The sequence below is a fragment of the Dietzia cercidiphylli genome, assembly GCF_039531545.1.
In the GTDB taxonomy this organism is placed as follows: domain Bacteria; phylum Actinomycetota; class Actinomycetes; order Mycobacteriales; family Mycobacteriaceae; genus Dietzia; species Dietzia natronolimnaea.
Genome location: NZ_BAAAQG010000024.1, coordinates 40,902 through 65,904, shown reverse-complemented (window position 1 = coordinate 65,904; position 25,003 = coordinate 40,902). Strand labels below are relative to the sequence as shown.

21 protein-coding genes and 2 tRNA genes are annotated in these 25,003 nt (G+C 70.4%); 12 read left to right on the top strand and 11 right to left on the bottom strand.

The genetic code is table 11. The annotated features are described in order from the left end of the window. The first annotated feature begins 24 nt into the window (after positions 1–24). Positions 25–2,142: a DNA topoisomerase (ATP-hydrolyzing) subunit B gene (gene gyrB, locus ABD250_RS17060; protein WP_179524014.1), complete on the top strand. Its 2,118-nt coding sequence runs from the start codon at positions 25–27 to the stop codon at positions 2,140–2,142. Positions 2,143–2,217: 75 nt separating this feature from the next. Here gyrB and ABD250_RS17055 read toward each other — a convergent pair whose 3' ends face one another. Next, entirely contained in the window at positions 2,218–3,453 is a 1,236-nt protein-coding gene (locus ABD250_RS17055) for an alpha/beta fold hydrolase (RefSeq protein WP_338404137.1), read from the bottom strand. A gap of 450 nt (positions 3,454–3,903) precedes the next feature. Here ABD250_RS17055 and gyrA point away from each other — a divergent pair, with 450 nt between their 5' ends. From gyrA to ABD250_RS17030, 5 genes are all read left to right on the top strand, one after another. Next, the gene (gene gyrA / locus ABD250_RS17050) at positions 3,904–6,426 is read left to right on the top strand and encodes a DNA gyrase subunit A (protein ID WP_182658032.1); all 2,523 of its coding nucleotides are present in this window, start codon (positions 3,904–3,906) and stop codon (positions 6,424–6,426) included. A 6-nt stretch (positions 6,427–6,432) separates the two neighbouring features. Then, entirely contained in the window at positions 6,433–7,056 is a 624-nt protein-coding gene (locus ABD250_RS17045; RefSeq protein WP_179524016.1) for a DUF3566 domain-containing protein, read from the top strand. Positions 7,057–7,144: 88 nt separating this feature from the next. Beyond that, positions 7,145–7,218 (top strand) — tRNA-Ile (locus ABD250_RS17040). Between the two features lie 59 nt (positions 7,219–7,277). Beyond that, positions 7,278–7,350, top strand: a tRNA-Ala gene (locus tag ABD250_RS17035). Between the two features lie 73 nt (positions 7,351–7,423). Further along, on the top strand, positions 7,424–8,656 hold the full coding sequence (locus ABD250_RS17030) for an MFS transporter (protein ID WP_344393451.1): 1,233 nt from the start codon (positions 7,424–7,426) through the stop codon (positions 8,654–8,656). Positions 8,657–8,675: 19 nt separating this feature from the next. On the opposite strand, the gene ABD250_RS17025 is transcribed toward ABD250_RS17030, so the two are convergent. Next, positions 8,676–9,146: a hypothetical protein gene (locus ABD250_RS17025; RefSeq protein ID WP_182658639.1), complete on the bottom strand. Its 471-nt coding sequence runs from the start codon at positions 9,144–9,146 to the stop codon at positions 8,676–8,678. A gap of 10 nt (positions 9,147–9,156) precedes the next feature. Further along, complete coding sequence (locus tag ABD250_RS17020; RefSeq protein ID WP_182658638.1) at positions 9,157–9,711, bottom strand: nuclear transport factor 2 family protein; 555 nt, start codon at positions 9,709–9,711, stop codon at positions 9,157–9,159. A gap of 53 nt (positions 9,712–9,764) precedes the next feature. On the opposite strand from ABD250_RS17020, the gene ABD250_RS17015 reads away from it, so the two are divergent. The 3 genes from ABD250_RS17015 to ABD250_RS17005 are packed head-to-tail and all read left to right on the top strand — an operon-like array spanning position 9,765 to position 12,686. After that, positions 9,765–11,216, top strand: coding sequence for an FAD-dependent oxidoreductase (locus ABD250_RS17015; RefSeq protein WP_179524020.1), 1,452 nt, complete (start codon positions 9,765–9,767; stop codon positions 11,214–11,216). Continuing rightward, positions 11,216–11,947 carry a PaaI family thioesterase gene (locus tag ABD250_RS17010; RefSeq protein ID WP_304815966.1) on the top strand — a complete coding sequence of 244 codons (732 nt, stop codon included), beginning with the start codon at positions 11,216–11,218 and terminating at the stop codon, positions 11,945–11,947. The genes ABD250_RS17015 and ABD250_RS17010 overlap by 1 nt, the downstream gene beginning before the upstream one ends. A gap of 40 nt (positions 11,948–11,987) precedes the next feature. Then, positions 11,988–12,686 carry a PaaI family thioesterase gene (locus ABD250_RS17005; protein ID WP_182617359.1) on the top strand — a complete coding sequence of 233 codons (699 nt, stop codon included), beginning with the start codon at positions 11,988–11,990 and terminating at the stop codon, positions 12,684–12,686. A gap of 90 nt (positions 12,687–12,776) precedes the next feature. Here ABD250_RS17005 and ABD250_RS17000 read toward each other — a convergent pair whose 3' ends face one another. Continuing rightward, on the bottom strand, positions 12,777–13,598 hold the full coding sequence (locus ABD250_RS17000) for an SDR family NAD(P)-dependent oxidoreductase (RefSeq protein WP_187700525.1): 822 nt from the start codon (positions 13,596–13,598) through the stop codon (positions 12,777–12,779). A 12-nt stretch (positions 13,599–13,610) separates the two neighbouring features. Between ABD250_RS17000 and ABD250_RS16995 the strand changes: the two genes are divergently transcribed. After that, positions 13,611–14,369, top strand: coding sequence for a PaaI family thioesterase (locus ABD250_RS16995; RefSeq protein WP_182658637.1), 759 nt, complete (start codon positions 13,611–13,613; stop codon positions 14,367–14,369). A 49-nt stretch (positions 14,370–14,418) separates the two neighbouring features. Here the strand turns inward: ABD250_RS16995 and ABD250_RS16990 are convergent, their stop codons facing one another. Then, entirely contained in the window at positions 14,419–15,054 is a 636-nt protein-coding gene (locus tag ABD250_RS16990) for a TetR/AcrR family transcriptional regulator (RefSeq protein WP_241730643.1), read from the bottom strand. Positions 15,055–15,097: 43 nt separating this feature from the next. After that, positions 15,098–16,672, bottom strand: coding sequence for a fatty acid desaturase (locus tag ABD250_RS16985; RefSeq protein ID WP_194306918.1), 1,575 nt, complete (start codon positions 16,670–16,672; stop codon positions 15,098–15,100). 229 nt (positions 16,673–16,901) lie between these two features. On the opposite strand from ABD250_RS16985, the gene ABD250_RS16980 reads away from it, so the two are divergent. Beyond that, positions 16,902–18,767 carry an ABC transporter ATP-binding protein gene (locus ABD250_RS16980; RefSeq protein ID WP_182609954.1) on the top strand — a complete coding sequence of 622 codons (1,866 nt, stop codon included), beginning with the start codon at positions 16,902–16,904 and terminating at the stop codon, positions 18,765–18,767. A gap of 74 nt (positions 18,768–18,841) precedes the next feature. Here ABD250_RS16980 and ABD250_RS16975 read toward each other — a convergent pair whose 3' ends face one another. The 5 genes from ABD250_RS16975 to ABD250_RS16955 form a co-directional block, all read right to left on the bottom strand. Then, the gene (locus ABD250_RS16975; protein WP_344393446.1) at positions 18,842–20,506 is read right to left on the bottom strand and encodes an alpha/beta hydrolase; all 1,665 of its coding nucleotides are present in this window, start codon (positions 20,504–20,506) and stop codon (positions 18,842–18,844) included. A gap of 80 nt (positions 20,507–20,586) precedes the next feature. Continuing rightward, complete coding sequence (locus tag ABD250_RS16970) at positions 20,587–21,516, bottom strand: SDR family oxidoreductase (RefSeq protein ID WP_179524025.1); 930 nt, start codon at positions 21,514–21,516, stop codon at positions 20,587–20,589. Between the two features lie 161 nt (positions 21,517–21,677). Further along, positions 21,678–23,033 (bottom strand): TrpB-like pyridoxal phosphate-dependent enzyme, encoded by a 1,356-nt coding sequence (locus ABD250_RS16965; RefSeq protein WP_182610381.1) that lies wholly within the window; start codon positions 23,031–23,033, stop codon positions 21,678–21,680. A gap of 40 nt (positions 23,034–23,073) precedes the next feature. Beyond that, positions 23,074–23,556 carry a GNAT family N-acetyltransferase gene (locus ABD250_RS16960; protein WP_182641097.1) on the bottom strand — a complete coding sequence of 161 codons (483 nt, stop codon included), beginning with the start codon at positions 23,554–23,556 and terminating at the stop codon, positions 23,074–23,076. 10 nt (positions 23,557–23,566) lie between these two features. After that, positions 23,567–24,280 (bottom strand): hypothetical protein, encoded by a 714-nt coding sequence (locus tag ABD250_RS16955; RefSeq protein WP_179524028.1) that lies wholly within the window; start codon positions 24,278–24,280, stop codon positions 23,567–23,569. Positions 24,281–24,351: 71 nt separating this feature from the next. Between ABD250_RS16955 and ABD250_RS16950 the strand changes: the two genes are divergently transcribed. Continuing rightward, on the top strand, positions 24,352–24,882 hold the full coding sequence (locus ABD250_RS16950; RefSeq protein WP_179524029.1) for a peptidylprolyl isomerase: 531 nt from the start codon (positions 24,352–24,354) through the stop codon (positions 24,880–24,882). Positions 24,883–25,003: the final 121 nt, after the last annotated feature.

Here is a 25,003-nt window from a genome sequence, read left to right as displayed (position 1 = left end):
CCCCGAGACGCGAGGAGTTCGCACGTGGCGGACGCCAAGAGCAAGGCCAGCAAGAAGGGCACGAACGACTACGGTGCGTCATCGATCACCGTTCTCGAAGGACTCGAGGCCGTCCGGCTGCGTCCGGGTATGTACATCGGCTCCACAGGGACGCGCGGTCTGCACCACCTGATCTGGGAGGTGGTGGACAACTCGATCGACGAGGCAATGGCCGGCCACGCGACCGGTGTCAAGGTGACCTTGCTGGAGGACGGCGGCGTCGAGGTGATCGACGACGGCCGTGGCATCCCCGTCGAGATGCACGAGCAGGGCATGCCCACCGTGCAGGTCGTCATGACCCAGCTGCACGCGGGCGGCAAGTTCGACTCCGACTCCTACGCGGTCTCCGGTGGTCTCCACGGCGTGGGCATCTCGGTGGTCAACGCGCTGTCGACCCGGGTCGAGGTGCAGATCAAGCGGGACGGACGCCTGTGGCAGCAGAACTTCAACATGGCCGTCCCCGAGGAGCTCGTCGACGCCGGGCCCGCCGAGGGAACCGGCACCAGGGTCCGCTTCTGGGCTGACGGGTCGATCTTCGAGTCCACCGAGTACGACTTCGACGTGGTGGCCCGTCGCCTCCAGGAGATGGCGTTCCTCAACAAGGGCCTGACCATCACCCTGACCGATCGACGGTCCCGGGCGGAACAGGCAGCGGAGCTCGACGCGATCGCGGACAGCGAGGGTCGCGGATCCGACTCCGCGCCCGGTTCCGACGAGGGGTCGGACATCGAGCACGCCGTGGACGCGGAGCAGGCCTTCGTCGAGGGGGCCGTCGAGACCACCGAGCCCGCCGAGCCGGTCAAGGTCCGTGAGCGCAAGCGCACCTTCCACTACCCGGACGGCCTCAAGGACTACGTCACCGCGATCAACAAGTCCAAGACGGCGATCCACCAGACGATCCTCTACTTCGAGGGCAAGGGCACGGGCCACGAGGTCGAGGTCGCGATGCAGTGGAACTCCGGGTACTCGGAGTCGGTCCACACCTTCGCCAACACGATCAACACCCATGAGGGCGGCACCCACGAGGAGGGCTTCCGCGCCGCGCTGACCTCACTGGTGAACAAGTACGCCCGCGACAAGAAGCTGCTCAAGGAGAAGGACCCCAACCTCACGGGTGACGACATCCGCGAGGGCCTCGCCGCGGTGATCTCGGCCAAGATCTCCGACCCCCAGTTCGAGGGTCAGACCAAGACGAAGCTGGGCAACACCGAGGTCAAGGGCTTCATCCAGCGGCAGGTCTCGGAGCACGTCGGTCACTGGTTCGAGGCCAACCCGGCCGAGGCCAGGGTGATCGTCAACAAGGGCATCGCCTCGAGCCAGGCCCGCGTCGCCGCCCGCAAGGCCCGCGAGATGGTCCGCCGCAAGTCGGCGACCGATATCGGCGGGCTCCCCGGGAAGCTGGCCGACTGTCGCTCCAAGGACCCGGCCAAGTCCGAGTTGTACATCGTGGAGGGCGACTCCGCCGGCGGCTCGGCCAAGTCCGGTCGGGACTCGATGTTCCAGGCGATCCTGCCGCTGCGCGGGAAGATCATCAACGTCGAGAAGTCCCGGATCGACAAGGTCCTCAAGAACACGGAGGTCCAGGCGATCATCACCGCCCTGGGCACGGGTATCCACGAGGAGTTCGATCTCGAGAAGCTGCGCTACCACAAGATCGTGTTGATGGCCGACGCCGACGTCGACGGTCAGCACATCTCGACGCTCCTGCTCACCCTCCTGTTCCGGTTCATGAAGCCGCTGGTGGAGAACGGGAACGTCTACCTGGCGCAGCCGCCGCTGTACAAGCTCAAGTGGGGCAAGGGCGAGCCCGACTTCGCGTACTCGGACCGCGAGCGCGACGAGCTCCTCAAGATCGGTCTGGAGAAGAAGCGCAAGATCAACGTCGAGGACGGGATCCAGCGCTACAAGGGTCTCGGTGAGATGAACCCCAAGGAGCTGTGGGAGACCACCATGGATCCGACGGTGCGCACCCTCCGGTTGGTCACGCTCGACGACGCCGCGGCCGCCGACGAGTTGTTCTCGATCCTCATGGGCGAGGACGTCGACGCGCGCCGCAACTTCATCACCCGCAACGCGCGGGACGTCCGCTTCCTCGACGTCTGATCCGCGCCCCCGGTCGGCGGGCATCTCGCAGGGAGGGCAGCGGTATCGCCCGCGAGATGCCCGCCGACCCGTGGGCTACAGGCTCCCGCAGTCGTTCGGCGCGGGTTCTCCCGCGAGCCGGCGGGTGACGAAGTCCAGGGCCGCCGGGAAGTTGGTCACGGCCGCCGCGGCGTGCGTCACGCCGGCGACGGGCGGGGTCGTCTCATAACGGAAGTGCACGGCCGTTCCCTGGTCGCACCAGTCCCGGCCGAGCTGCTCGACCTGACCGAGCGGGATGATGTCGTCGTTGACACCCCCGGCGACCATCACCGGGACCTCGGGTCGGAGTCGGCCGATCCGCTGGTGATCGAGGACCCGCAAGGCCTCGGGCTCGGAGCGGATCAGCTCTCCGAGGCTGCGGCCCGAGTGGGTCCACTCGTTGGTGGTGCGCATCCCGTACGCCGAGCGCAGGTCGAGGGTGCACAGGCCGGCGATGTCTGCGAGCGCGGCCCGACCGGCGCCGTTGACCTGCCTGTCGACCACCTGCTGGACGGCGGGGAAGCGCTGGGACATGCCGTTGATGGCGTACCCGATCGCACCGGTGAGCGTGGAGCCGTCGATGTGGTCGAGCACCGCCAGCAGATCCGCCGGGGGAGCGGACGCGTAGGCCGCCCGCAGGTCGACATCCGGGGCGTACACGGGGGCGAGCTCGGCAGCGGCCGCGGAGGCACCTCCACCCTGGGAATGACCCCAGAACACCACGGGAGCGTCCCCGCTCAGAGCGCGGGCGGCCCGGGCACCGTCCAGCATGGCGTGGGCCTGCTCCACCCGGTCGGAATAGGTGTGCACGCCGGGCGTGCCGAGCCCGATGTAGTCGATCACCATCACCCGGAAGCCCTGGGCGGCCAGGACCAGCGCGAACGCCTGCTCATACGAGGGCACCGCGCCCCCGGTCTGCGGGTTCACGCCGAGCGCCGTCTCAAGATTCCGGGACGGGGCACACGCATCGCCCTGACCCTGCGTACCGGGCCCGATCACGATGGTGGGTCGTGGACCGGGACCGTTCCACCGTGCGGTCGAGTCGTACAGCGCGCCGGATGTGGCCACGGGTCGACCGTCGACGTCGAGGGTCTGGTAGACGACACGCTGAGCCACCGCCGGCAGCGGGGAGGGAAGCGGAGGCAGTCCGGGGACGGATACCGCGAGCGGTAGGTCGGCCGGTTGCGCACGGAGGACGGCGCCCGGGGACGAGGGTGCGAGGCCCCGGGTGTCGTAGAAACCGCCCGGTTGGTCGAACTGGACGCCGTCCCGGTTCGCGGTCGGCTGCGTCACCGGTTGCGCGCCGGCAGGGGCTGCAAGGCCGCTGACGAGCGCAAAGACAGAGGCTCCCGCCACGGCCACAAGACGACGGTTTCGGTGGCCGGGTTCACTACGGAGGCGCGACATGACGGAAATGTTACGTGCGTCACATCATCTGGGCACGGCAATCCGTCGAGACGGCCCGAGACCAGGCGGCCCGAGACCAGGCGGCCCGAGACCAGGCGAGCGGACAGGGTCAGCGAGGACCGGGTCCGGGAGCGGTGACGCCCGGAGGACCCGGCGGCGCACCCGCTCGAGGACCTGTTCCATTCGCAGATAATAGGGTGCCCGAGGCGTGCCCTCGAACCCGTTTCCCCAGGACCTATAGACTGGGCGGGTCGTACGGCCGCCGTCAGAGCACGCGCGTGCCCGCGACATCGTCTGCGAGAGAAGCCAGCGCGACGAGGAACCGAAGAGGAGCCCATGACGGACACGACGTTGCCGCCCGACGCCGGGGGACACGACCGCATCGAACCGGTCGACATCCAGGCGGAGATGCAGAGAAGCTACATCGACTACTCGATGAGCGTCATCGTCGGGCGGGCCCTCCCGGACGTCCGGGATGGGCTCAAGCCCGTCCACCGTCGCATTCTCTACGCGATGTGGGACAACGGCTACCGGCCCGACCGTAGCTACGTGAAGTCCGCGAAGCCCGTCGCCGACACCATGGGCAACTACCACCCGCACGGTGACTCGGCCATCTACGACACCCTGGTCCGTCTGGCCCAGCCGTGGGCGATGCGCTACCCGATGGTCGACGGCCAGGGGAACTTCGGTTCGCGCGGCAACGACGGTGCGGCCGCGATGCGCTACACCGAGTGCAAGATGACCCCGCTCGCCATGGAGATGGTCCGGGACATCGACAAGAACACGGTCGATTTCCAGCCCAACTACGACGGCAAGACATCCGAACCGGTCGTTCTGCCGTCCCGGGTACCGAACCTGCTGATCAACGGCTCCAGTGGCATCGCGGTGGGAATGGCCACCAAGATGCCGCCGCACAACCTCCGCGAGGTCGCCGAGGCCGTCTACTGGGTTCTGGAGAACCCGGACGCCGGGGACGACGAGGCGCTCGACGCCTGCATGGGCTTCATCAAGGGGCCGGACTTCCCGACCCACGGGTTCATCGTCGGGGACCAGGGCATCAAGGACGCCTACACCACCGGGCGCGGTTCGATCAGGATGCGCGGCAAGACCTCCATCGAGGAGGACGGCAACCGCACCGTCATCGTGATCACCGAGCTGCCCTACGAGGTCAACCCGGACAACATGATCCTGTCGATCGCCGAGCAGCTGCGCGACGGCAAGATCGCCGGCATCTCCAGGATCGACGACGAGTCGTCCGATCGTGTGGGCCTGCGGATCGTCATCACGCTCAAGCGCGACGCCGTGGCCAAGGTCGTCCTCAACAATCTCTACAAGCACTCGCAGCTGCAGACGTCGTTCGGCGCCAACATGCTGTCGATCGTCGACGGCGTGCCGCGCACGCTCCCGATCCACCAGCTGGTGCGGCTGTACGTCACGCATCAGATCGAGGTCATCGTCCGGCGCACCCAGTACCTGCTGGACGAGGCCGAGCGGCGGGCCCACATCCTGCGCGGGCTGGTCAAGGCGCTCGACGCTCTCGACGAGGTCATCGCGCTCATCCGTCGGTCGCAGACCGTCGACATCGCCCGCGAGGGTCTCAAGGACCTCCTCGACATCGACGACGACCAGGCCCAGGCCATCCTCGACATGCAGCTCCGCCGCCTCGCGGCCCTGGAGCGACAGAAGATCGTGGACCAGCTCGCCGCCATCGAGCTCGAGATCGCCGACTACAAGGACATCCTGGCCAAGCCCGAGCGGCAGCGGGCGATCGTCGGAGACGAACTCCGCGAGATCGTCGAGAAGTACGGCGACGACCGACGCACCGTGATCATCCCGGCCGACGGCGACGTCACCGACGAGGACCTGATCGCCCGCGAGGACGTCGTCGTCACCATCACGGAGACGGGTTACGCCAAGCGGACCCGCACGGATCTCTACCGCGCCCAGAAGCGGGGCGGCAAGGGTGTGCGGGGTGCGGAGCTCAAGCAGGACGACATCGTCCGGCACTTCTTCGTCTCCTCCACGCACGACTGGCTGCTGTTCTTCACCACGAAGGGCCGGGTCTACCGCGTCAAGGCCTACGAGCTGCCCGAGGCCAGCCGCACCGCGCGGGGCCAGCACGTGGCCAACCTCCTCGCGTTCCAGCCGGAGGAGCGGATCGCCGGGGTCATCCGGATCAAGGGGTACCAGGACGCCCCGTACCTGGTCCTGGCCACCAGCAACGGCCTGGTCAAGAAGTCCCGTCTCGAGGACTACGACTCGCCTCGCTCGGGCGGTCTCATCGCCGTCAACCTCCGCGACGGCGACGAGCTCGTCGGTGCCGCCCTCGCCGGCCCCGAGGACGACCTCCTCCTGGTCTCCGAGAAGGGACAGTCGATCCGGTTCCACGCCAACGACGACACGCTCCGCCCGATGGGCCGTGCGACGTCCGGTGTCATGGGGATGCGGTTCAACGACGGCGACGCCCTGCTCAGCATGTCGGTGGTCCGTTCGGAGATGGACGAGAACCAGCTCTTCCTGCTGGTGGCCACCGAGCGCGGGTACTCCAAGCGCACCGCGCTGGCCGAGTACACGGCCCAGGGCCGGGGCGGCAAGGGCGTGCTCACGCTCATGTTCGATCCCAAGCGCGGCAAGCTCGTGGGTGCGACGATCGTGGAGTTGCAGGACGAGCTCTACGCCATCACGTCCAGCGGTGGCGTGATCCGCACGTTCGCCAAGCAGGTGCGCAAAGCGGGCCGGCAGACCAAGGGCGTGCGCCTGATGAACCTCGCCGAGGGCGACTCGCTGCTGGCGATCGCCCGCAACGCCGACGAGCCCGACGACGACGACCGGCTCGACGCCGGGTCCGACAAGGAGTAGAAGGCGATGACCGAGCCGAGCGACGGACCCGAGAGCGGCCCGGCACCCAAGGGTTCCACCCCTGCGCCGGGCTTCGGCGGGTCGGCCAGCTCCACGACCGGGGCGGAGTCCCCCGCCGTGGAGACCACCCCCGACGACGCGACCGCGACCGCGTCGTTCCCCGCGGCGACCCAGCACCGCGCCGAGGGACTGCCCGGCGGTGTCGCGACCGCGCACTCGGGTGGCGCGGCCGGTCGCGCGGCCCCCATGGTTCCGCCGACGGAGCGGCGGGGGCCGATGGAGTCGGTGCTAGTCCTGCGACGCATCGACCCGTGGTCGGCGTTCACCACCGTGCTCGGGCTGATGTTCGCCCTGTACCTGGTGTGGATGGTCGCGATCGGTGTCACCTACCTCCTGCTCTCCGGCATGGGGGTGTGGGACCGGCTCGGGGGGTTGCTCTCCGGGGTCGCGGGTGACGAGTCGGCGGCCGCGATCGGGCCGTCGACGATCTTCCTCTACAGCGGCGGCGTGGGACTGCTCAATGTCCTGCTGCTGGCCATCCTGACGACCCTCGCGGTGTTCATCTACAACCTCGCCGCCGGGCTGACCGGTGGCGGCGTGCAGGTGACGCTGAGCGATCGCCGGAACTGAGGTGCCGGTTCGGGGGTCCCGTCATCGCCGCGGGACTCCCGATTTGGGTGGCGGCGCGCGCGTCGGGTAGATTAACGCTTCGGTACGAGGGCCTATAGCTCAGGTGGTTAGAGCGCCAAACTGATAATTTGGAGGTCGGAGGTTCAAGTCCTCCTAGGCCCACCCCCGCATGGCAGACGCCGGATCGCTAGCCGCGGTCCGGCGTTCACGCTTTGTGGCACGGGGCCTTAGCTCAGTTGGTAGAGCGCTGCCTTTGCAAGGCAGATGTCAGGGGTTCGAATCCCCTAGGCTCCACTCCTCTCCCTCCCGCGTCCCCCTCCCCGCCCGACGGGTGTCGGGCCGTGGTGGACCGACCCCAGGACCGCCCGTGGACAGCACTTCCCGCTCGTGGACACCGTTCGTCCTGATGGCGCTCGTCGTGACGGCGGCGCTGATGTCGAGCGCGACGCCCTCCCCCCTGTACGTGGACTACCAGGAGGCCTGGGGGACCAGCGGCGCCATGATCACGGTCGTCTACGCGGTGTACGCGCTGGCCGTCCTGGTCCCGCTACTTCTGTTGGGACGACTGTCGGACGCGATCGGCCGCCGGCCGGTGGTGATCACCGGCCTGGTGCTGCTGGTGCTGAGCATGGCCGGGCTCGCGGCGGCGCCCTCGGTGGCCTGGCTGATCGCCGCGCGGGTGGTGCAGGGTCTGGGCGTCGGGCTGGTCACCGGATCGGCGGCGGCGGCGATCATCGAGCTGCACCCCACCAGGAACGCCCGCGTCGGCGCGCTCACCAGTAGCTCCACGACCAACTTCGGCATCGCGGCCGGAGTGCTCCTGGCCGGTGTGGTGGCCACCTCGTCGTCGTCGCCCCTCGTCCACCCGTACGTGGTGATGGGCGTCGCCCTGGCCGCGTTGCTCGCGGGCGTGGTCGTCCTGGTGCCCGAGACGTCGGGGGCCGGCCCCCAGACGCTCCGGGACGCCGTGCGCGTCCAGCGGATCGCGGTGCCCCCCGCGGCTCGTCCGGCCTTCGCCCTCGCCGCGGTGTGCGTGATCGCCTCGTGGTCCGTGGGCGGGGTCTTCCTCGGTCTGGGTGGGGCGATCGCCAAGGACCTCGTCGGCCGGTCGGACTACCTGGTGACCGGCCTGGTGGTCGCCTGCCTGCAGGCCGCCGCCGCGGTGGCCCAGCTGGTGTGGAACCTGCGCGCGGGTCAGGAACAGTGGCGCAGGGGTGTCGCGATCGGCGGCGTGACGCTCGTCGTGGGGCTGGCCACGGCCTCCCTGGCGCTCGCGGCGGCGTCGGTGCCCGGGCTCGTGGTGGGTTCGGCGGTCACGGGAGTGGGCATGGGGCTGCTGTTCCTCATGGGCACGTCGCTCGTCGCGCAGAACGCCCCCGACAGTTCCCGGGGGGAGGTCTTCTCCGCCCTGTTCGTCGTGGCCTACCTCTCGCTGGGGATCCCCGCGGTGGTGGCGGCCCTGCTGTCCGAGGTCGTCGGCCTCACCACCGCCTTCCACCTGATGTCGGTGGTGGTCTCGGTGATCGCGGTCGGTGCTCTGCTGGCGGTGGCCCGGATGCGGCCACCGGGCCGGGGGAGTGGACCGTCAGCGGCGGGGTGATTGTCAGTTGCAGTGACCGTCAGCTGCTGAGTGACTGGGCGGCGGCCGCCACCCCGATCGCGGCCAGGCCGGTGCGGATCCGGTCCGAGGCCAACAGGGTCCGGATGCGGGGTCTCGTGACCTGTTCCTGGGCGATCCCCATGTGGAGCGGGACGACCCCGGCGGTGAGTGCCGGGACCGCGACGGTGGTGAGGCATGCGACGACGGTGGCGGTCAGGCCGCCACGGTCGTGCGACCGGACCGATCCGTAGGCGGCCCAGGCGGCGGCACCCAGACCCGAGGCGTACAGGGTCAGGGCCACCGGGGCGATCCGGCGGGCGTGTTCGGCCTGGCGTTCGGCGATCCCCATCGTCGGACCCTCGAACAGGGTCGGGTAGACGACCGAGGTGACCATCGACTGGAATCCCAGGTGGGCCGCGCACGTGGTGAGCAGCGCGAGCCGTCCCGCGCGGAGGGTGGGGTCGGGGACCGCGGGGTGTCGGCGGAGCATGGGGCTCACGCTACCCCTCGCGGGACCTGCCGAGCAGGCGTCGGCCCTCGCCGTCGTCGGTGACCGCCCGGGCGGTCCGCAGCACTACCCGCCAGCCGCGGTCGGGCGCGTCCACCGGACCGAGGCGCTCGAGCTCCCAGCGGTTCGCCGTCACGCGCATCACGGTGTAGCGCCCCGGCCGGGAGGATCGGACCACCAGTTGGGTGTAGCCCGTGGCCACGGCCCTGTCGCTGTCGAGCAGGACCACCGGGAGGCCGGGCACGTGACCGCACCCGTGGGCGATGAGGTCCTGGTGGGGGGCACCGCGCACCATCCCCGCCAGACCCTCGTGGCCCTCGAGCACTCCGGTGTCCACGTCGTAGACCCCGTCGGCGGTCCAGAGCTCGGCGACGCCCTCGGCGTCCCCGGAGTCGACCCGGGGGGAGTAGGCGGCGAGGATCCGCAGGACGGCCAGCTCGTCCTGGGCGGCGTCGAGCCGGGCGCGGGTGTCGGTGATCCGGGTCTCGGCCGACGCGAGGCGGGCTTCCAGGGCGTCGAGGCGGGACGTGGCGGGAGGGGAAGTCATGAGCACTACACTAATGCGCCGTCTCAGGCGATGAACACGTTATAGTTTCGGCCATGACGGACACCAGGCCAGACACTCGTCCATCGCCACACACCGCGGACGTGGTGGTGATCGGCATGGGCATCGCGGGGGCGTGCGCGGCGATCGAGGCGGCCGAGGCCGGCGCGACGGTCGTCGTGCTGGAGGGCGCGTCCGGCCCCGGGGGGTCGTCCTCGCAGTCGGGGGGCGAGGTCTACCTGGGCGGCGGCACCGCCACCCAGCGGGCGCTCGGGGTGGAGGACACCGAGGAGGACATGCGCGCCTTCCTCACCGCGGCACTGGGTCCGAACGCGGACGAGGCCAAGATCGCCGACTACTGCGCGGGCGCGGTCGAGCACCACGACTGGTTGGTGGCGCACGGTGCGGAGTTCAACCACAAGCTCTGGGACACCCCCACGTGGATGCCGGGGGACGACTCGGGACTGATGTGGATGGGTGAGCGGGCCGAGCCCTACGCCTCGATCGCGCGGCCCGCGGCGCGAGGACATCGCCCGCCCGCCCCGAACTTCGCCGGCAACGTGCTGATGGACGCCCTGGTGGCCACCGCGCGGAAGGCCGGCGTGACGCTGCACTGCGATGTCAGGGCGCGATCGCTGATCGTCGCCGACGGCCGGGTGGTGGGCGTGCGGGCGACCGAGTTCGGCGAGGAGCGCGAGTACCGCGCCACGCGCGGGGTGGTCCTGGCGACCGGCGGGTTCGTCGACAACGACCGCATGCTCGAGCAGTGGGCTCCGCAGCAGGTGGGCAAGGACAAGGTCTCCGACGGCCGCGACGACGGCTCCGGGATCGAGATGGGCATGGACGTCGGCGCCGCCGTGCGCCGCATGCACCAGACCGAGACGGCGATGCTCATCATCCCGCGGCTGGCGGTGGGGGCGATGCTCGTGGACGGCGACGGCCAGCGCTTCATCAACGAGGAGGTCTACCCGGGCCTGTACTGCCACGCGGCCGTGCACCACCGCCGGCCGCCGGTGTGGGTGATCATCGACGAGAAGGGCATCGAGGACGTCCCGGAGAGCGAATTGTGGGGGATGCAGCCCATGCACGCCGCGGAGACCATCGAGGAACTCGCCGCGGACTGCGGGCTGCCGGCGGAGGCTCTGGCCGACACCCTCCGCCGCTACAACGCCGGTGCGCGCGACGGCCAGGATCCCCAGTTCGGGAAGAGCTCACGCTGGGTCCGCCCGCTCGAGCCCCCGTTCGGCGCCTACCCCACCGGGGCGGGCGGCCCGGACTCGTTCAACGGACTCCCCCTCAAACCACAGGGATTCACCCTGGGCGGGCTGCACACGGACCTGCAGTCGAGGGTGCTGGACCGCGCGGGTGAGGCGATCCCCGGCCTGTTCGCCGCCGGCCGTTGCACCCACGGCCTGCACGGCGAGGGCTACATCTCCGGCACGTCCCTGGGCGACGGCTCGTTCTTCGGCCGCCGCGCCGGTCGCGGGGCGGCGCAGGGGACCGGGTAGTGACCGATCACCCGGGTGGCGGGGCCACCGGTCCGGTGGCCGTCCCGCGGCGGGCACGACCCGTGGTGGAGACGGGTCCGCTGCACCCGTCACGCGGGGGCGGGGAACGGATCGACGAGGTCGACGACGACGAGGCCGGCCTCTACGCGCTGGTGGAGCAGGTGCGTCGTATCCGCGCGCTGACCACCGGGGGGTTGTTCGACACCGACCTGGCCCCGCTGACCGACCGGCTGCGTGAGGTGGCCGACCGGCTGGAGGCGGCCTCGGCGAGCACGGAGCGCAGGCAGGCGGTCACGTGGTCGTCGGGTGACTACGTCACCAACTGCCCGGTGGTGGGCCGCTCCAACGCCCTCGCCCCGCCGATCGGGTTCGACATCCTGGCCGACGGGACCCTCCGCGGCGAGGTGACGCTGGGTCTGGAGTACCAGGGCCCGCCCGCGTGCGTGCACGGCGGAGTGGTCTCGCTGCTGTTCGACGTGGTGCTGGGCCGGGCGAACTTCCACGCCGGTACCACCGGGATGACCGTCTACCTGGACGTCGACTACCGCAGCCCCACCCCCGTCCTCGAGCCGATCGTGGTGACCGGTCGGCAGGTCAGAGTGGAGGGGCGCAAGATCTGGGCGCAGGGCGCCATCCACGCGGGCGATCGACTGTGTGCGACCGCCGAGGGCATGTTCGTCGAACCCGGTGGCCTGCTCCTGGAGAACCGGCGCCGCCTCGCGGGAGGGTGACCGGCGGCGACCGGGTGAATGCGGAGTAGATTCGGTTTTCGTGACCACCGATACCTCCGCCACCGACGACCGCCCCTTCGGTACGACCGATCCCGCCTCGGCCGGCGAGGAGGGGGCCCCGTTCCTGCGCCAGGACGACGACGCCTCCGGGTCCACCGACCTGGCCCGAGAACTGCGCCGGGTGCGGGGACTCGTGGCGGGGTCTCGCTTCGACGACGTCCACGACGCCGTCAGGACCGTCCGGGAGCTCGCCGACCATCTCGAGGCCGTCGGCACCATGGTGCGTCCCTCCGACTACGCGACCTGGGGCGTTCCGGAGCATCTCGCCTCCAACCCCGCGATCGGCAGCCGTAACCCGGTCTCCCCGCCGCTCGAGCCGGTAGTTCTGCCCGACGCGACCGTGCGGGCGGATCTGCGACTGGGCATCGAGTACCAGGGCCCTCCCGGGTGCGTGCACGGGGGGATCGTCGCGCTGGTCTTCGACGAGATGCTGGGCCTGGCCAACGCCGCCGCCAAGAGCGTCGGCCTGACCGCGGACCTGAGGGTCAGCTACATCTCGCCGACCCCGCTGTACGCCCCGTTGCGGTTCGAGGCGCGACAGGACCGCGTGGAGGGCCGCAAGATCTGGGCCAGCGCCACCGTGTACACCGGCGAGACGCTGTGCGCGCGCGCCGAGGCGTTGTTCATCGAACCCCGGGGGATCTCGGACGCGCAGCGGGACCGTCCCATCGAGGGCTGACCGGGCTGAGCGGGCCGGCGTCCGGTCCCGGGTTGAGCGGGCCGGCGTCCGGTCCCGGGGGGCGGGGACGCGACGCGTCGGTGGAGCCGCTCAGCCCTCGCCGCGTAGGGCCTTCATCCGCTTGTGCGCCCCGGCCACGATCCGGCCGCGCTCCACTCCGGAGCTGAACTCGACGCCCTTGAGATTGCCCTCCCCGCCGCAGACGTGGACCGGGCCCTCGCCGATCGACGCGAGCACCTCGTCGGCGACGTCGGCGGGCTCGCTCACGGTCATGCCCGGGAGATCCATGTCCAGACCGGCGCGGATCATGGCCGGGGTCCGGGTCACGCCGAGGATCACCTCGACCACGTCGACCCCGTGCTCGCGCATCTCCAGCCACAGCCCCTCCACGAAGACCCGGCTGAACGCCTTGGCCGCCGAGTAGATGCTCATGTCCGCGTGTCCGAGGTAGCCGGCCATCGACCCCATGACCACGATGCCGCCCCGGCCGCGGGCCTTGAGCGCGGGGGCGAAGTGCCGGATGACCGCCAGCGGCGAGGTGATGTTGAGGTCGATGACCTGTTGGACCCGCTCCATGTCCGACTCGGCGAACTCCGCGCCGTAGGTGTTGGCCCCGGCGTTGAGGACCACCAGCCCCACGTCCAGTCCCTCGCAGGCGGCGGCGATCCCGTCGGCGGCACCGGGCCCGGTGAGGTCGACGGAGAGCACGCGGCACTCCACGCCCCGGGCGCGGACGGCCTCGGCGGTCTCCTCGAGGGGTCCGCTCCGGCGGGCGACCAGCACGGACGAGACGCCGGCGTCGGCCAGGCGGAGGGCGATCTCGGCACCCACTCCCTCGCTGCCGCCCACGACCAGAGCCCAGGGGCCGTACGTGGACGGATCGATCTGCTTCTTTTTGACGGGTGTCGACATAGTCTCCAGAGTATGACCAACGACAGCGACAGTCCTGAAATCGGCCGAGGTCCGCTCCCGAGGATCGAGGGCGTGGACGACTTCCAGTTGAGCAGCATGCGGGAGCGACTGGGGGACACCTTCGATCCGATCGCGGTCCCCGACCTGCCCACGCCGGATCCCGATCTCGATCGTTCGGTGGCGGAGCTGCGCAGGCTGCGTGAGGCGATCGCCGGGCTCGCCCACTCGGAGGTCGAGCTGGGGGACATCGCGGACCGGTTGGCCGAGGCCGCGGACCTCCTCGAGCCCCGCGTGCCGGAGCCGGCCCGTCGGCTGGAGGCCATGTGGACCGGCGCCGGGTCCCGCCGGGCCAACCCCGTCGGCGGTCCGGAGAACCCGATCGCCCCGCCGGTGCGGTTCTTCGGGTGTGACGACGGGTCGGTGACGGCGGAGGTCACGCTCGGACTGGCCTACCAGGGCCCTCCCGGGTGCGTCCACGGAGGGATCAGCGCGCTGATCATCGACCACATGATGGGCTTCGCGAACCACTGGGGAGGCCGCTACGGCATGACGGCCCACTACGAGATCGACTACCGGTCACCCACGCCGCTGCTGCGGCCGCTGACGTTCCGCTCGTGGGTGGACGAGGTGGACGGCCGCAAGACCTGGACCAAGGCGACCATCCACGCGGGCGACCGGCTGTGCGTCGAGGCCCGCGGGCTCTTCCTCGAGGCGAGCGTCGCGGTACCGGGTCACCCGGATCGGCGGTCGACCGTGGGGGACGGAGCCTGACCGGACCCGACACCTGGCCCCGGTTTGTCGACCCCGGGGCGCCGCCGACTCAGTGTTGGAGGTCGACCTGCACGACCTTCTGCAGGTAGGGGGCGATCACCTCGGTCAGGCCCGAGGCCAACTGGTCCGGGTCCTCGGGCGGGAGCGAGATGAAGCTGATGCCGATCCGGGCGATGATCGAGGCCGCCAGCCGGGCCTGGCTCGCCTCGATCCGCATCCAGCTCTCGGACAGGGCCGGCACGAGCACCTCGGTGGCGCGCTCGATGAGCGGCCCCGCCTCGGTGGTGATCAGCCGCAGCAGGTCCGGCTTGATGTCCCCCGTCACGAGCGCCCGGATGAGCGGGTCACGACTGCTGGACCGCAGGAAGCCGTTGATCCCCTCACTCAGGGCCAGCTCGATCTGCCCGGGATGCCTGATGATGGAGTCCCGGATCTCGCCGGCGAAGGTCTCCGACAGCTGGAGCGCGTACGCCTGGGCCAGGCCCTGACGGTTGCCGAACGTGCTGTAGAGCGTCTGGCGGCTCAGTCCTGCGGCCTTGGCCACGTCGGACATGGTCACGGCCGACCAGTCACGGGACTCCAACAGTTCGTGCATCGCGTCGAAGACGGTGAGGCGAGGCGACCAACGCTCCCCCTGGGAATCCCCGGAGGAGCGTCGGTCACTGGTGGAGGGGCGGCGCGGCATGAGGTCCATTGTTCCTGATCTGGCGTCCGCGGGTGGTGGAGGGCTACTTCACGGGCAGGAAGTCGACCTTGTCGCGGACGCCGCAGTCCGAGCACCGCCAGGTGGTGGGGATCGCCGACCACGGGGTCCCGGGCGGGAATCCCTCACGCGGCTCGCCGGCCGCCTCGGAGTAGTGGTGCCCGCAGTTCGGGCACACGTACTCGCCGGTCGGCGACGTCTGGTCGGCGGCGATGTCGGTGTCCGCGACCACCTTCTCCGCCACCGCGGTGGAGCCGGCGGCGGCCGCATCGACCCCGTGGCGGGCGAGGATCTTCTCGCGCTTGGACGGCTGGATGTTGGCCCGGGTGATGTCACCGTCGTAGTGGGCCAGCACCCGCTTGTCCATGACCTTGCGCCACAGCGGCGGCACGTAGGCCAGGACCATCATCGTGGCGTACCCGGACGGCAGCTGCGGGGCCTGCTCGAAGCTGCGCAGGACCTGGTAGCGGCGCATCGGGTTGGCGTGGTGATCCGAATGGCGCTGCAGGTGGTACAGGAAGATGTTGGTCACCAGGTGATCGGAGTTCCACGAGTGCTCCGGGCGGCAGCGCTGGTAGCGGCCGGCGGAGGTCTTCTGCCGCTTGAGGCCGTAGTGCTCCAGGTAGTTGACCACCTCCAGCAGCGAGAAGCCGAAGACCGCCTGGACGAGGAGCCAGGGCGCGACCTCCCAGCCGAACACGGCGATCAGTCCGCCGAAGAGCACGACGGTCATGAGCCACGCGTTGAGGTTGTCGTTGCGGATCGTCCACGGGCTCTTGCCCAGGCGACCGAGCCGCTCGGACTCGAGGTGCCAGGCCGACCGTGCGGATCCCACGACGCTGCGCGGCAGGAACGCCCAGAACGACTCGCCGAAGCGCGAGCTGGCCGGGTCCTCGGGAGTGGCGACGCGGGCGTGGTGCCCACGGTTGTGCTCGATGAAGAAGTGTCCGTACCCGGTGGTGGCCAGGGCGACCTTGGACAGCCACTTCTCGCTCCCGGCGATCTTGTGGCCGAGTTCGTGCGCGGTGTTGATCCCGATCCCGCCCGTGATGGCCACCGTCCAGGCCACACCGATCGAGGCGGCGATCCCGAGCCCGCCGTCGTAGCCGAGCCACGACAGGTCCTGGGCGGTCCACAGGTAGCAGGCGACGATGAGGGACGCGTACTGGAAGGGGATGTACAGGTAGGTGCACCAGCGGTAGAAGGGGTCCGCCTCGAGCCGGTCCATCACCTCGTCCGGCGGGTTCTGGCCGTCGGCTCCGACCGCCAGGTCGCCGAGGGGGATGGCGACGTAGACCAGGACGGGGAGCAGGAACCACGCGGCGGTGGCGGCCCAGCCCAGACCCAGCCCGTTGAACCCGATGACGAACGGCATCGAGAGGAACAGCCCCATCGCCGGGATCAGGCCGAGCAGCCACAGGTACCGCTTGGCGTCGGTCCACGCGTACGGCTCGACCGCGGCGTCGGTGGCGTCACCCACCGCGGCGGTGTCCTGGGCGGCGGCGTCCCGGGCGGCGGGGTCCGTCGTGGGGTCCGTCGTGGGGTCCCGGTCGGGACGCTCGTCTGCGCCCCGGGGGCGGATGTACTCGGTGCTGGACATCGTCAACGACCTCCAAAGATCACTGGTGATGTGGCCTACGCCACTGTCTGGAGACAAGATTAGACAAATTCCCGGGCCATGTCTAGACATGGGGTCTGATTTTGTCCAGGGAGGACGACGACGAGGCCATCCGTTCCACCGGCCGGTGCGGAATAAGGGGGCGGTCCGCGCAGTTGTACCGACAGGTCGTCGGATCCACTCCGACGCGGGAGGAGTGGCGGACGTGACGATGCAGCAGGCCGCCATGCGCACCTTGATGCGGGCCGAGAACAACAACATCACGCTCGACCGCAGCGTCTTCACCCGCGAGAACTTCCACCGGATCGGTCAGTTCGCGCGACCGCACACCCGGTTGATCGTCCTGTTCCTGATCCTGTCCGTGTTCGGGGCCTCCCTCGCCGTGGTGACCCCGCTGCTCGCCGGCCGGGTGGTCACCGCGATCGTGGACGGCGCCGCGGTACGGGTGGTGTTCCTCCTCGCCGCCGCCATCGCGGTGATCGGCATCGTCGAGGCGGTCAACAACGTCGTGACCAGGTTCTGGTCGGCGCGAATCGGCGAGGGTCTGATCCTCGACCTGCGCCGTTCGGTGTTCGACCACGTCCAGACCATGCCGGTCGCGTTCTTCATGCGTACCCGCACCGGTGCGCTGGTGAGTCGGCTCAACAACGACGTCCTGGGCGCCCAGCGGGCCTTCTCGGACACCCTCTCCGGGGTCGTGTCCAACCTCGTCCAGCTCATCCTCACCCTGGTGGTGATGGCCGGGATCAACTGGCAGCTGACCCTCATGTCGGTGCTGCTGCTACCGGTGTTCCTCTTCCCCGCCCGCTACGTGGGCAGGCGCCTGGCCAGGCTCCGTCGCGAGGCCTCCGACCTCAACGCGTCGATGAACGACCAGATGACAGAGCGTTTCAACGCCGGCGGCGCGACCCTCGTCAAGTTGTTCGGCCGCCCCGACGCCGAGTCCGCGGAGTTCGCCTCCCGCGCGGGTCGGGTGCGGGGCATCGGGGTCCGCACCGCGCTGCTCATGAGCGTGTTCATGAACTCGCTGACGCTGGTCTCCACCCTGGCCCTCGCGCTGGTCTACGGCGTCGGCGGCTGGTTCGCCCTCACCGGCGGGATGGACGCGGGGTCCGTCGTCGCCCTCGCCCTCCTCCTGACCCGCCTGTACGGCCCGCTGACCTCGCTGGCCAACGCACCGATGGACGTGGTGACCGCTATCGTGAGCTTCGAGCGGGTCTTCGAGGTCCTGGACCTGGACCCGCTGCTCAAGGACGCCCCCGACGCCGTCGACGTGCCCGAGGGCCCCGCCGCCATCGAGTTCGACGACGTCCGGTTCTCCTACCCCTCGGCCGACAAGGTCTCCCTGGCCTCGCTGGAGGAGGTCGCCGTACTCGACACCCGCGGCGGGCAGGAGGTCCTGCACGGGGTCAGCTTCCACGCCGAACCGGGGCAGATGATCGCACTGGTCGGATCGTCGGGCGCGGGCAAGTCGACCATCGCGTCGCTGCTCCCGCGGCTGTACGACGTGGACTCGGGGGCGGTGCGGGTGGCCGGCCTCGACGTGCGTGAGGTCACCTCGTCGTCGTTGCGTCGGACGGTGGGCATGGTCACCCAGGACGGCCACCTCTTCCACGACACGATCCGGTCCAATCTGACCTTCGCCCGTCCGGAGGTGACCGACGAGCTGGTGTGGGACGCCCTGCGCCGGGCGCGGCTGGAGGAGCTGGTCCGGTCGCTGCCCGACGGGCTGGACACCGTCATCGGCGACCGCGGTTACCGCCTCTCCGGCGGCGAGAGGCAGCGCCTGACCATCGCGAGGCTGCTCATCGCGGAGCCCTCCGTGGTGGTGCTGGACGAGGCCACCAGCGCACTGGACTCCACCAACGAGTCCGCGGTCCAGGAGGCCCTCACCGAGGCGATGTCCCACCGGACGTCCCTGGTGATCGCCCATCGACTGTCCACCGTGCGCGCCGCCGACCGCATCCTCGTGCTCGAGGGCGGCAGCGTGGTGGAGTCGGGCACCCACCCCGAGCTGCTGGCCGCGGGTGGGCGGTACACCGAGCTGTACGAGACCCAGTTCGCGGACCAGGAGTAGCAGCCGCGTCGGCGGGGCCGGTCAGCAGCACCCCCACCGGTCAGCAGCACTCTCACCGGTCGACAGCACCCCCGTCAGTAGCGTCCCCCGGCGATCGCGTCGTGGACCCGGTCGGTGTCGGCGTCGGCCCAGCCCGGGGGGTCCAGGATCCGGGCCCACATCTGCGCGGCGTCCGGCCCGAAGGTGTGACCGTGGCCGGCAGGGACCTCCGCGGAGAACACCATGTCCAGGGTGACCTGCCAGAACGTCACGAACGGGGTCCACCGCACCCCTGGGTCGAGATCGGGGCCCAGTGGCTCCCGCAGCCAGTCCGGGCGCTGCAGCAGGAGGTCGGGCGACCACCAGGTGATGGGATCGGAGGCGTGCTGCCAGTAGACGATCCGCGGAGAGGACCAGGGCGCGCCGTCGAGATCCAGATCCGGCCCGCCGGCGGCGAAGCGCACGTGCTCACCGCCGTCGATCACCGGTAGTCGCTCCGGCGAGCCCGCATCGCGGTGGGCGGTGAGGTAGGACCACTGCGGTGAGAAGTTGGGCGTGCCCACCCACAGCGCGCCGTCGGTCCGGGCCACCATGTCCTGGGCACCACCGAAGGCGGTCTGCCCCCCGAAGGAGCCGAGGCTCTCCCCGAACGCGACGAGTGCGGGGCGACGGGCCTCGGGCACGTCCGCGACGGCGCGCTCCACCGCCTCGAACAGGGCGCGTCCCGCGCGCTGGGGCGACTGCCGATCGGCCACGAACGCCAGGGGGCTGGGCAGGAACGAGTACTGCATGGCCGCGATCGCGGAGTCTCCGCCAGTGGTGTACTCGAGGGCCCCGGCCACGCGGGGGTTGACCCATCCGCGCCCGGTGGTGGTGGCGACGGCCAGCACGGACCTGTCGAAGGCTCCCGTGCGGTGGAGCTCGGCCACCACGAGGTCGGCGGCCTCCTCGACGGTGCCGGCCGCGTCATGCCCGGCGTAGACACGGATCGGGGTGCGCGCCGCCCGCCCCGTCACCTCCTCGATCTCACTCGCGGTGGGCCCGCCCGCGACGAAGGTCCGGCCCTCCCTGCCCAGGCTCTCCCACGCCTGCGCGGACGCCGGCGACCCCGACCTCTCGGCGGCGCGGGGTTGCCGCACGCCCTCGGCGGTGCCGTGGTCCGCGGCGGAGGCCGTCCTGTCGGCCAGGCCGATCACCCCGCGGTGGACGAGCCCGTTGATCGACAGCACGGCGATGAGGACCACGAGACCCAGCGCCACGACGCGGGCGAGTGGGGCCGGGACGTGAGGTGCGGCGATCCGGGTCAGCGCCGCCGTGCCACGCCGGATCCCCCTGGCCGCCGCGAGGATGACCGTCGCGACCAGTAGTGACAGCACCAGGACGAGCAGGTAGTTGGCGCGGTCGATGCGCTCGACGCCGGCCAGGTCCCGGGTGATCTGCTGCCACCAGGACCCCAGGACCAGGAACGTCGGGACGGTCACCGCGGCCGTGACGGCCAGGGACCACCACCCGATCCTGCGCAGGCGGGCGGAATGGTCCGGGGAGACCCCGCAGGAGCGGACCGCCCATGCGATCAGGCAGCCCAGACCGTACCCGGTCGCGAGGCTGATCCCGGTCGCCACGGCCTGCAGGGGCCACACCCGCGGCAACAGGGAGGGCGTCATGGACCACACGAAGAACAGCAGCGCGACGGCCAGTCCGACCGGGTGCAGGGAACGGGTGAAGCCGCGGATCGTCTCCGTCGACGGTGTCGTGGTCAAGACCGGTCCAGGGGTGAGAAGACCGTGGCGGAGCGCCAGGCGCGTGAGCGGAGTCTATCCCCGCGCACGCGCCCCGCGGCTCAGCTCTCGAGGTGGAGCCCCAGTTCGCGCGCCGCGAGCGCGGCGTACTTGGAGGTCTGCTCGAACGCCGACTCCAGGGGGTTCGCGTCGGTGACGTCGGCGATCTCGTTCCACCGCTCGGCCACGACCTCGGGGGTGCGGGCGTTGTCCGGGAGGTAGACCCCGCGGCTCTCGACCATCTGGGAGACGGCGAACACGCCGGCGCCGGCACCGAGGATGGTCTTGGTGGGCGCGTCCTCGCTGACCATGAACAGGGCGCCGGGCGCGATGGTCTCCGGGCCCATGATGTCCAGGACCCGCTGTGGGAGCAGGTCCTCGGTCATGCGGGTGGCGGCCGTGGGGGCGATGGAGTTGACCTTGATGTTCTTCTTGGCGCCCTCGATGGCGAGCACGTTCATCAGGCCGACCAGGCCGGACTTGGCGGCGGCGTAGTTGCTCTGGCCGAAGTTGCCGTAGATACCCGAGGACGAGGTGGTCATGAGGATGCGGCCGTATCCGGCCTCGGCCATGTGTGGCCAGACGGCCTTGGTGCAGTTGACCGAGCCCATGAGGTGGACCTCGAGGACCTTGCGGAAATCGTCGTTGTCCATCTTGGCGAACGACTTGTCGCGCAGGATGCCGGCGTTGTTCATGAGGATGTCGATGCGCCCCCACTTGTCGATGACCGAGGAGACCAGCGCGTCGACCGCGGCCTCGTCGGTGATGTCGTTGCCGTCGACCATGGCCTCGCCGCCGGTGGCGACGATCTCGTCGACGACGCGCTGGGCCGGGGAGGTGGTGCCACCCTCGCCGTGGACGTCGCCGCCGAGGTCGTTGACGACGACCTTGGCGCCGCGCTCGGCCAGGGCGAGGGCGTAGGCGCGGCCGAGGCCGCCTCCGGCGCCGGTGATGATCGCGACGCGGTCGGTGAAATCGATGGGATTGACCATGGGTGACTCCTGGTGTTGAGAGGGGGTCGGTTCAGTTGGTGGGTGGCTGTGCTGCGACGAGGCCGTGACCGCGCGGGGACCCTGTCGGCTCCGGGCTCCGGCTCACACACGGCCCCGCGGCAGGGGACGCGGTGGACCGGATCGCCCCGCGTCGGCGCCGGTCAGCCGAGCTCGCCGCGGACGTACGACTCGTAGGCCGGGAGGTCGAGGAAGCCGTGACCGGACAGGCCGATCACGATGGACGGGCCCGTGCCCGCCTCCCCGGTGTGCCTGCGGGCCTCGTCGAACGCGCCGGCGAGGGCGTGGGTGGACTCGGGCGCGGGCACGATGCCCTCGGCCTTGGCGAACTCGACACCGGCGGCGAAGGCGACGTTCTGTTCCACCGCGATCGAGTCGAGCAGGCCGAGGTGCTTGACGTGACTGACCAGCGGTGCCATCCCGTGGTACCGGAGACCGCCCGAGTGGATGGGGTCCGGGACGAAGTCCTGGCCCAGCGTGTACATCTTCATGAGCGGGGTCAGACCCGCCACGTCGCCGTGGTCGTATCGGAACTCGCCCTCGGTCATGGACGGGCAGGCGGTCGGTTCGACGGCCACGATCCTCGTCTGCGCCCCGGCCAGGTTCTCGCGGATGAACGGGAACGCCAGACCGGCGAGGTTGGAGCCGCCCCCGGCGCACCCGAAGACGTAGTCGGGCGCGGCCTCCCCGAACATCTCGAGCTGTTTGAGGGCCTCTTCGCCGATGATCGTCTGGTGCAGGCACACGTGGTTGAGGACGGAACCCAGGGAGTAGCGGGCCTCGGGGTCGCCCGCCGCCACCTCGACCGCCTCCGACACCGCCATACCCAGCGAACCGGGGGTGTGGGGGTCCTTGGCGAGGAAGGACCGGCCCGCCTCGGTCAGGTCGGAGGGGCTCGGGTGGACGGACGCGCCGAAGGTCTCCATGAGCATCCGGCGGTACGGCTTGGACTCGAAGGACGCCTTGACCTGCCAGACCTCCACCTCGATGCCGAAGGCCTGACCGGCGAACGCCAGCGACGCGCCCCACTGACCGGCGCCGGTCTCGGTGGTGAGCTTGGTGATGCCCTCCGCGGCGTTGTAGTACGCCTGGGCCACGGCCGTGTTGGGCTTGTGTGAGCCGACCGGGCTGGTGCCCTCGTACTTGTAGTAGATCCTCGCCGAGGTGCCGAGGGCCTTCTCGAGTCGGCGGGCCCGGATGAGGGGCGAGGGCCGCCACAGCCGGTAGATCTCCCGCACCTCCTCGGGGATCTCGACGTACCGCTCCCCGGTGACCTCCTGCTCGATGAGCGCCATCGGGAACAACGGCGCCAGGTCCTCCGGACCGAGCGGCTCCTTCGTGCCCGGGTGCAGGTGCGGCGCCATCTGCTCGGGCAGGTCGGCCTGGATGTTGTACCAGTGGGTCGGCATCTCGCTCTCGGGGAGAAGTGCCTTGACCAGAGGTGCCGTGACCAGCGAACCGGATGCGGAGTGTGAACCGGATGCAGCGTCAGACGTCATATGGTGTCCTCGGGAGATGTGGGGAGGGGTGAGCCACACCTCATCTTAGGAGGTCGCGCCTCATGGGGAGGTGCGGGATCCGTTCATCCAGGTAGTCCGGTCCGCAACGGAGGAACCCGAACTGCTCGTACCACCCCTCGAGGTGGGACTGGGCGCCTATCTCGACGGGCAGCTCGCCGCACAGCTCGAGTCCGCGACGGATCAGGACACCGGCGATCCCCCGCCCTCGCCACCCGGGAGCCGTGCACACCCGGCCGAGGTGCATGACCCCACCATGGACCCCCGACCCGAACACGCGCAGGGTGGCCACCAACTCGTCCGGACCGGATTCGGTGGCCGGAGCCCAGGCCAACAGGTGCGTGGTGCCGGGGTCGGCGTCGACCTCGTCGATCTCCGCGTACGGGCAGTCCTGCTCGGCGACGAAGACGTCCACGCGCAGCTTGTACAGCGCGTGGACGTCCAGCGGACCCAGCCCGGCCAAGGGAGAGGCGACGACTCTCCACGGAGAGTCGTGCTCACTCACCGTCCGCAGGTCAGGGCTTGTCGGCCGGGGTACCACCGGCCGGATCGTCGTCCGAGGGCTGCGGCGCGGAGCCGGCGGCCGCACCCGGCGCGGCGCTGCCGGCCGCGGGAGAGGTGCCGTCGGACTGGTCCGCGGGCCCCTCGGGATCGGGGGAGTCGATGGTGAGGTCCTCGCCGGTCTCGGACTCACCGGCGGCGGTGGAACCGGAAGTCGAGTCGGAGGGCGGCGCCGACGGGGTCCCGGAGGTCGACGCTCCCGCGGGCTCGGTGGAGGCCGTCGTCCTCGGAGTGGTCACGGGCGCGGCACCGGAACGCTCCTGGTCGCGCAGGAAGTACGCGGCGGCACCCGCGACGGCCGCGCCGCCCGCGAGCCCGACGATCCACAGGGGGGCGAGGCGGCGACGGGACTTGGGCTTCTCCTGCGGGGCGGTGAGAACGGACGACTGCTCCCGGAGGTCCTCGGCGTGCTGCTTGGCGTCCGCGGCCAGCTTGCCCAGGATCTCCGCCTGTTCCGCGCGGCGGTCCCGCAGCACCTGGATACCGCGGCTCGCGCCGAAGAGGGCCAGGCCCGCGGGCCCGCGGGTGGCGGCCACGGCGGCCTCCCCGAGGAAGCGGGGATCCTTGAGGTCGAACGCCTTCCGGGCGGCGGTGCCGGCGTTCTTCAGGTCCTTCTCGGCGGACTTGATGGCCTTACGCTCGGCGGCGCGATCGCTTCGTGTGCTCATGGGTAGATGGTGGCACAGCCCTCGGACAGCGACCACCACCTCGCCGACATCCACCGGGACCGCGTGGCAGGATGGTCGTCGTGAGCATCGCAACGCAGAAGGCAACCATCCACACGAACAAGGGCGACATCGTCGTCGATCTGTTCGGCAACCACGCCCCGGAGACGGTCGCGAACTTCGTCGGTCTGGCCGACGGGTCGAAGGACTACTCCCAGGCCAACGCCAAGGGCGAGAAGTCCGGCCCGTTCTACGACGGTTCGATCTTCCACCGCGTCATCTCCGGGTTCATGATCCAGGGCGGCGACCCCACGGGAACCGGCCGCGGCGGCCCGGGCTACCAGTTCAAGGACGAGTTCCACCCGGAGCTCCAGTTCACCGAGCCGTACCTGCTGGCCATGGCCAACGCCGGCCCGGGGACCAACGGTTCGCAGTTCTTCGTCACCGTGGGCCCGACTCCGCACCTGAACAACCGGCACACCATCTTCGGGAAGGTCGCGGACGCCGACTCGCAGAAGGTCATCGACGCCATCGCCACCACCAAGACCGGCGCCATGGACCGCCCGGTCGAGGACATCGTGATCGAGTCGATCGAGATCTCCTGACTCCTGATCTCCTGACTCCTGATCCACAGGGTCGTGGCGACACGGCCCGGCCAGCGGCGCGGGCACCGGAACACCGGTCCCGCGCCGTCGGTCTATCCACGACGATCCAGGAACGGTGACA

Bases quoted from the DNA above. Each gene is read 5' to 3' on its own strand.
- ABD250_RS16990 (WP_241730643.1), bottom strand. From the start codon at position 15,054: ATGCCGCGCCGCCCCTCCACCAGTGACCGACGCTCCTCCGGGGATTCC.
- ABD250_RS17045 (WP_179524016.1), top strand. From the start codon at position 6,433: ATGACCGAGCCGAGCGACGGACCCGAGAGCGGCCCGGCACCCAAGGGT.
- ABD250_RS16970 (WP_179524025.1), bottom strand. From the start codon at position 21,516: ATGGTCAATCCCATCGATTTCACCGACCGCGTCGCGATCATCACCGGC.
- ABD250_RS16985 (WP_194306918.1), bottom strand. From the start codon at position 16,672: ATGTCCAGCACCGAGTACATCCGCCCCCGGGGCGCAGACGAGCGTCCC.
- ABD250_RS17000 (WP_187700525.1), bottom strand. From the start codon at position 13,598: ATGTCGACACCCGTCAAAAAGAAGCAGATCGATCCGTCCACGTACGGC.
- ABD250_RS17020 (WP_182658638.1), bottom strand. From the start codon at position 9,711: ATGACTTCCCCTCCCGCCACGTCCCGCCTCGACGCCCTGGAAGCCCGC.
- ABD250_RS16965 (WP_182610381.1), bottom strand. From the start codon at position 23,033: ATGACGTCTGACGCTGCATCCGGTTCACACTCCGCATCCGGTTCGCTG.
- ABD250_RS16995 (WP_182658637.1), top strand. From the start codon at position 13,611: ATGACCAACGACAGCGACAGTCCTGAAATCGGCCGAGGTCCGCTCCCG.
- ABD250_RS16980 (WP_182609954.1), top strand. From the start codon at position 16,902: ATGCAGCAGGCCGCCATGCGCACCTTGATGCGGGCCGAGAACAACAAC.
- ABD250_RS17025 (WP_182658639.1), bottom strand. From the start codon at position 9,146: ATGCTCCGCCGACACCCCGCGGTCCCCGACCCCACCCTCCGCGCGGGA.
- ABD250_RS16955 (WP_179524028.1), bottom strand. From the start codon at position 24,280: ATGAGCACACGAAGCGATCGCGCCGCCGAGCGTAAGGCCATCAAGTCC.
- ABD250_RS17015 (WP_179524020.1), top strand. From the start codon at position 9,765: ATGACGGACACCAGGCCAGACACTCGTCCATCGCCACACACCGCGGAC.
- gyrA (WP_182658032.1), top strand. From the start codon at position 3,904: ATGACGGACACGACGTTGCCGCCCGACGCCGGGGGACACGACCGCATC.
- ABD250_RS16950 (WP_179524029.1), top strand. From the start codon at position 24,352: ATGGTCGTCGTGAGCATCGCAACGCAGAAGGCAACCATCCACACGAAC.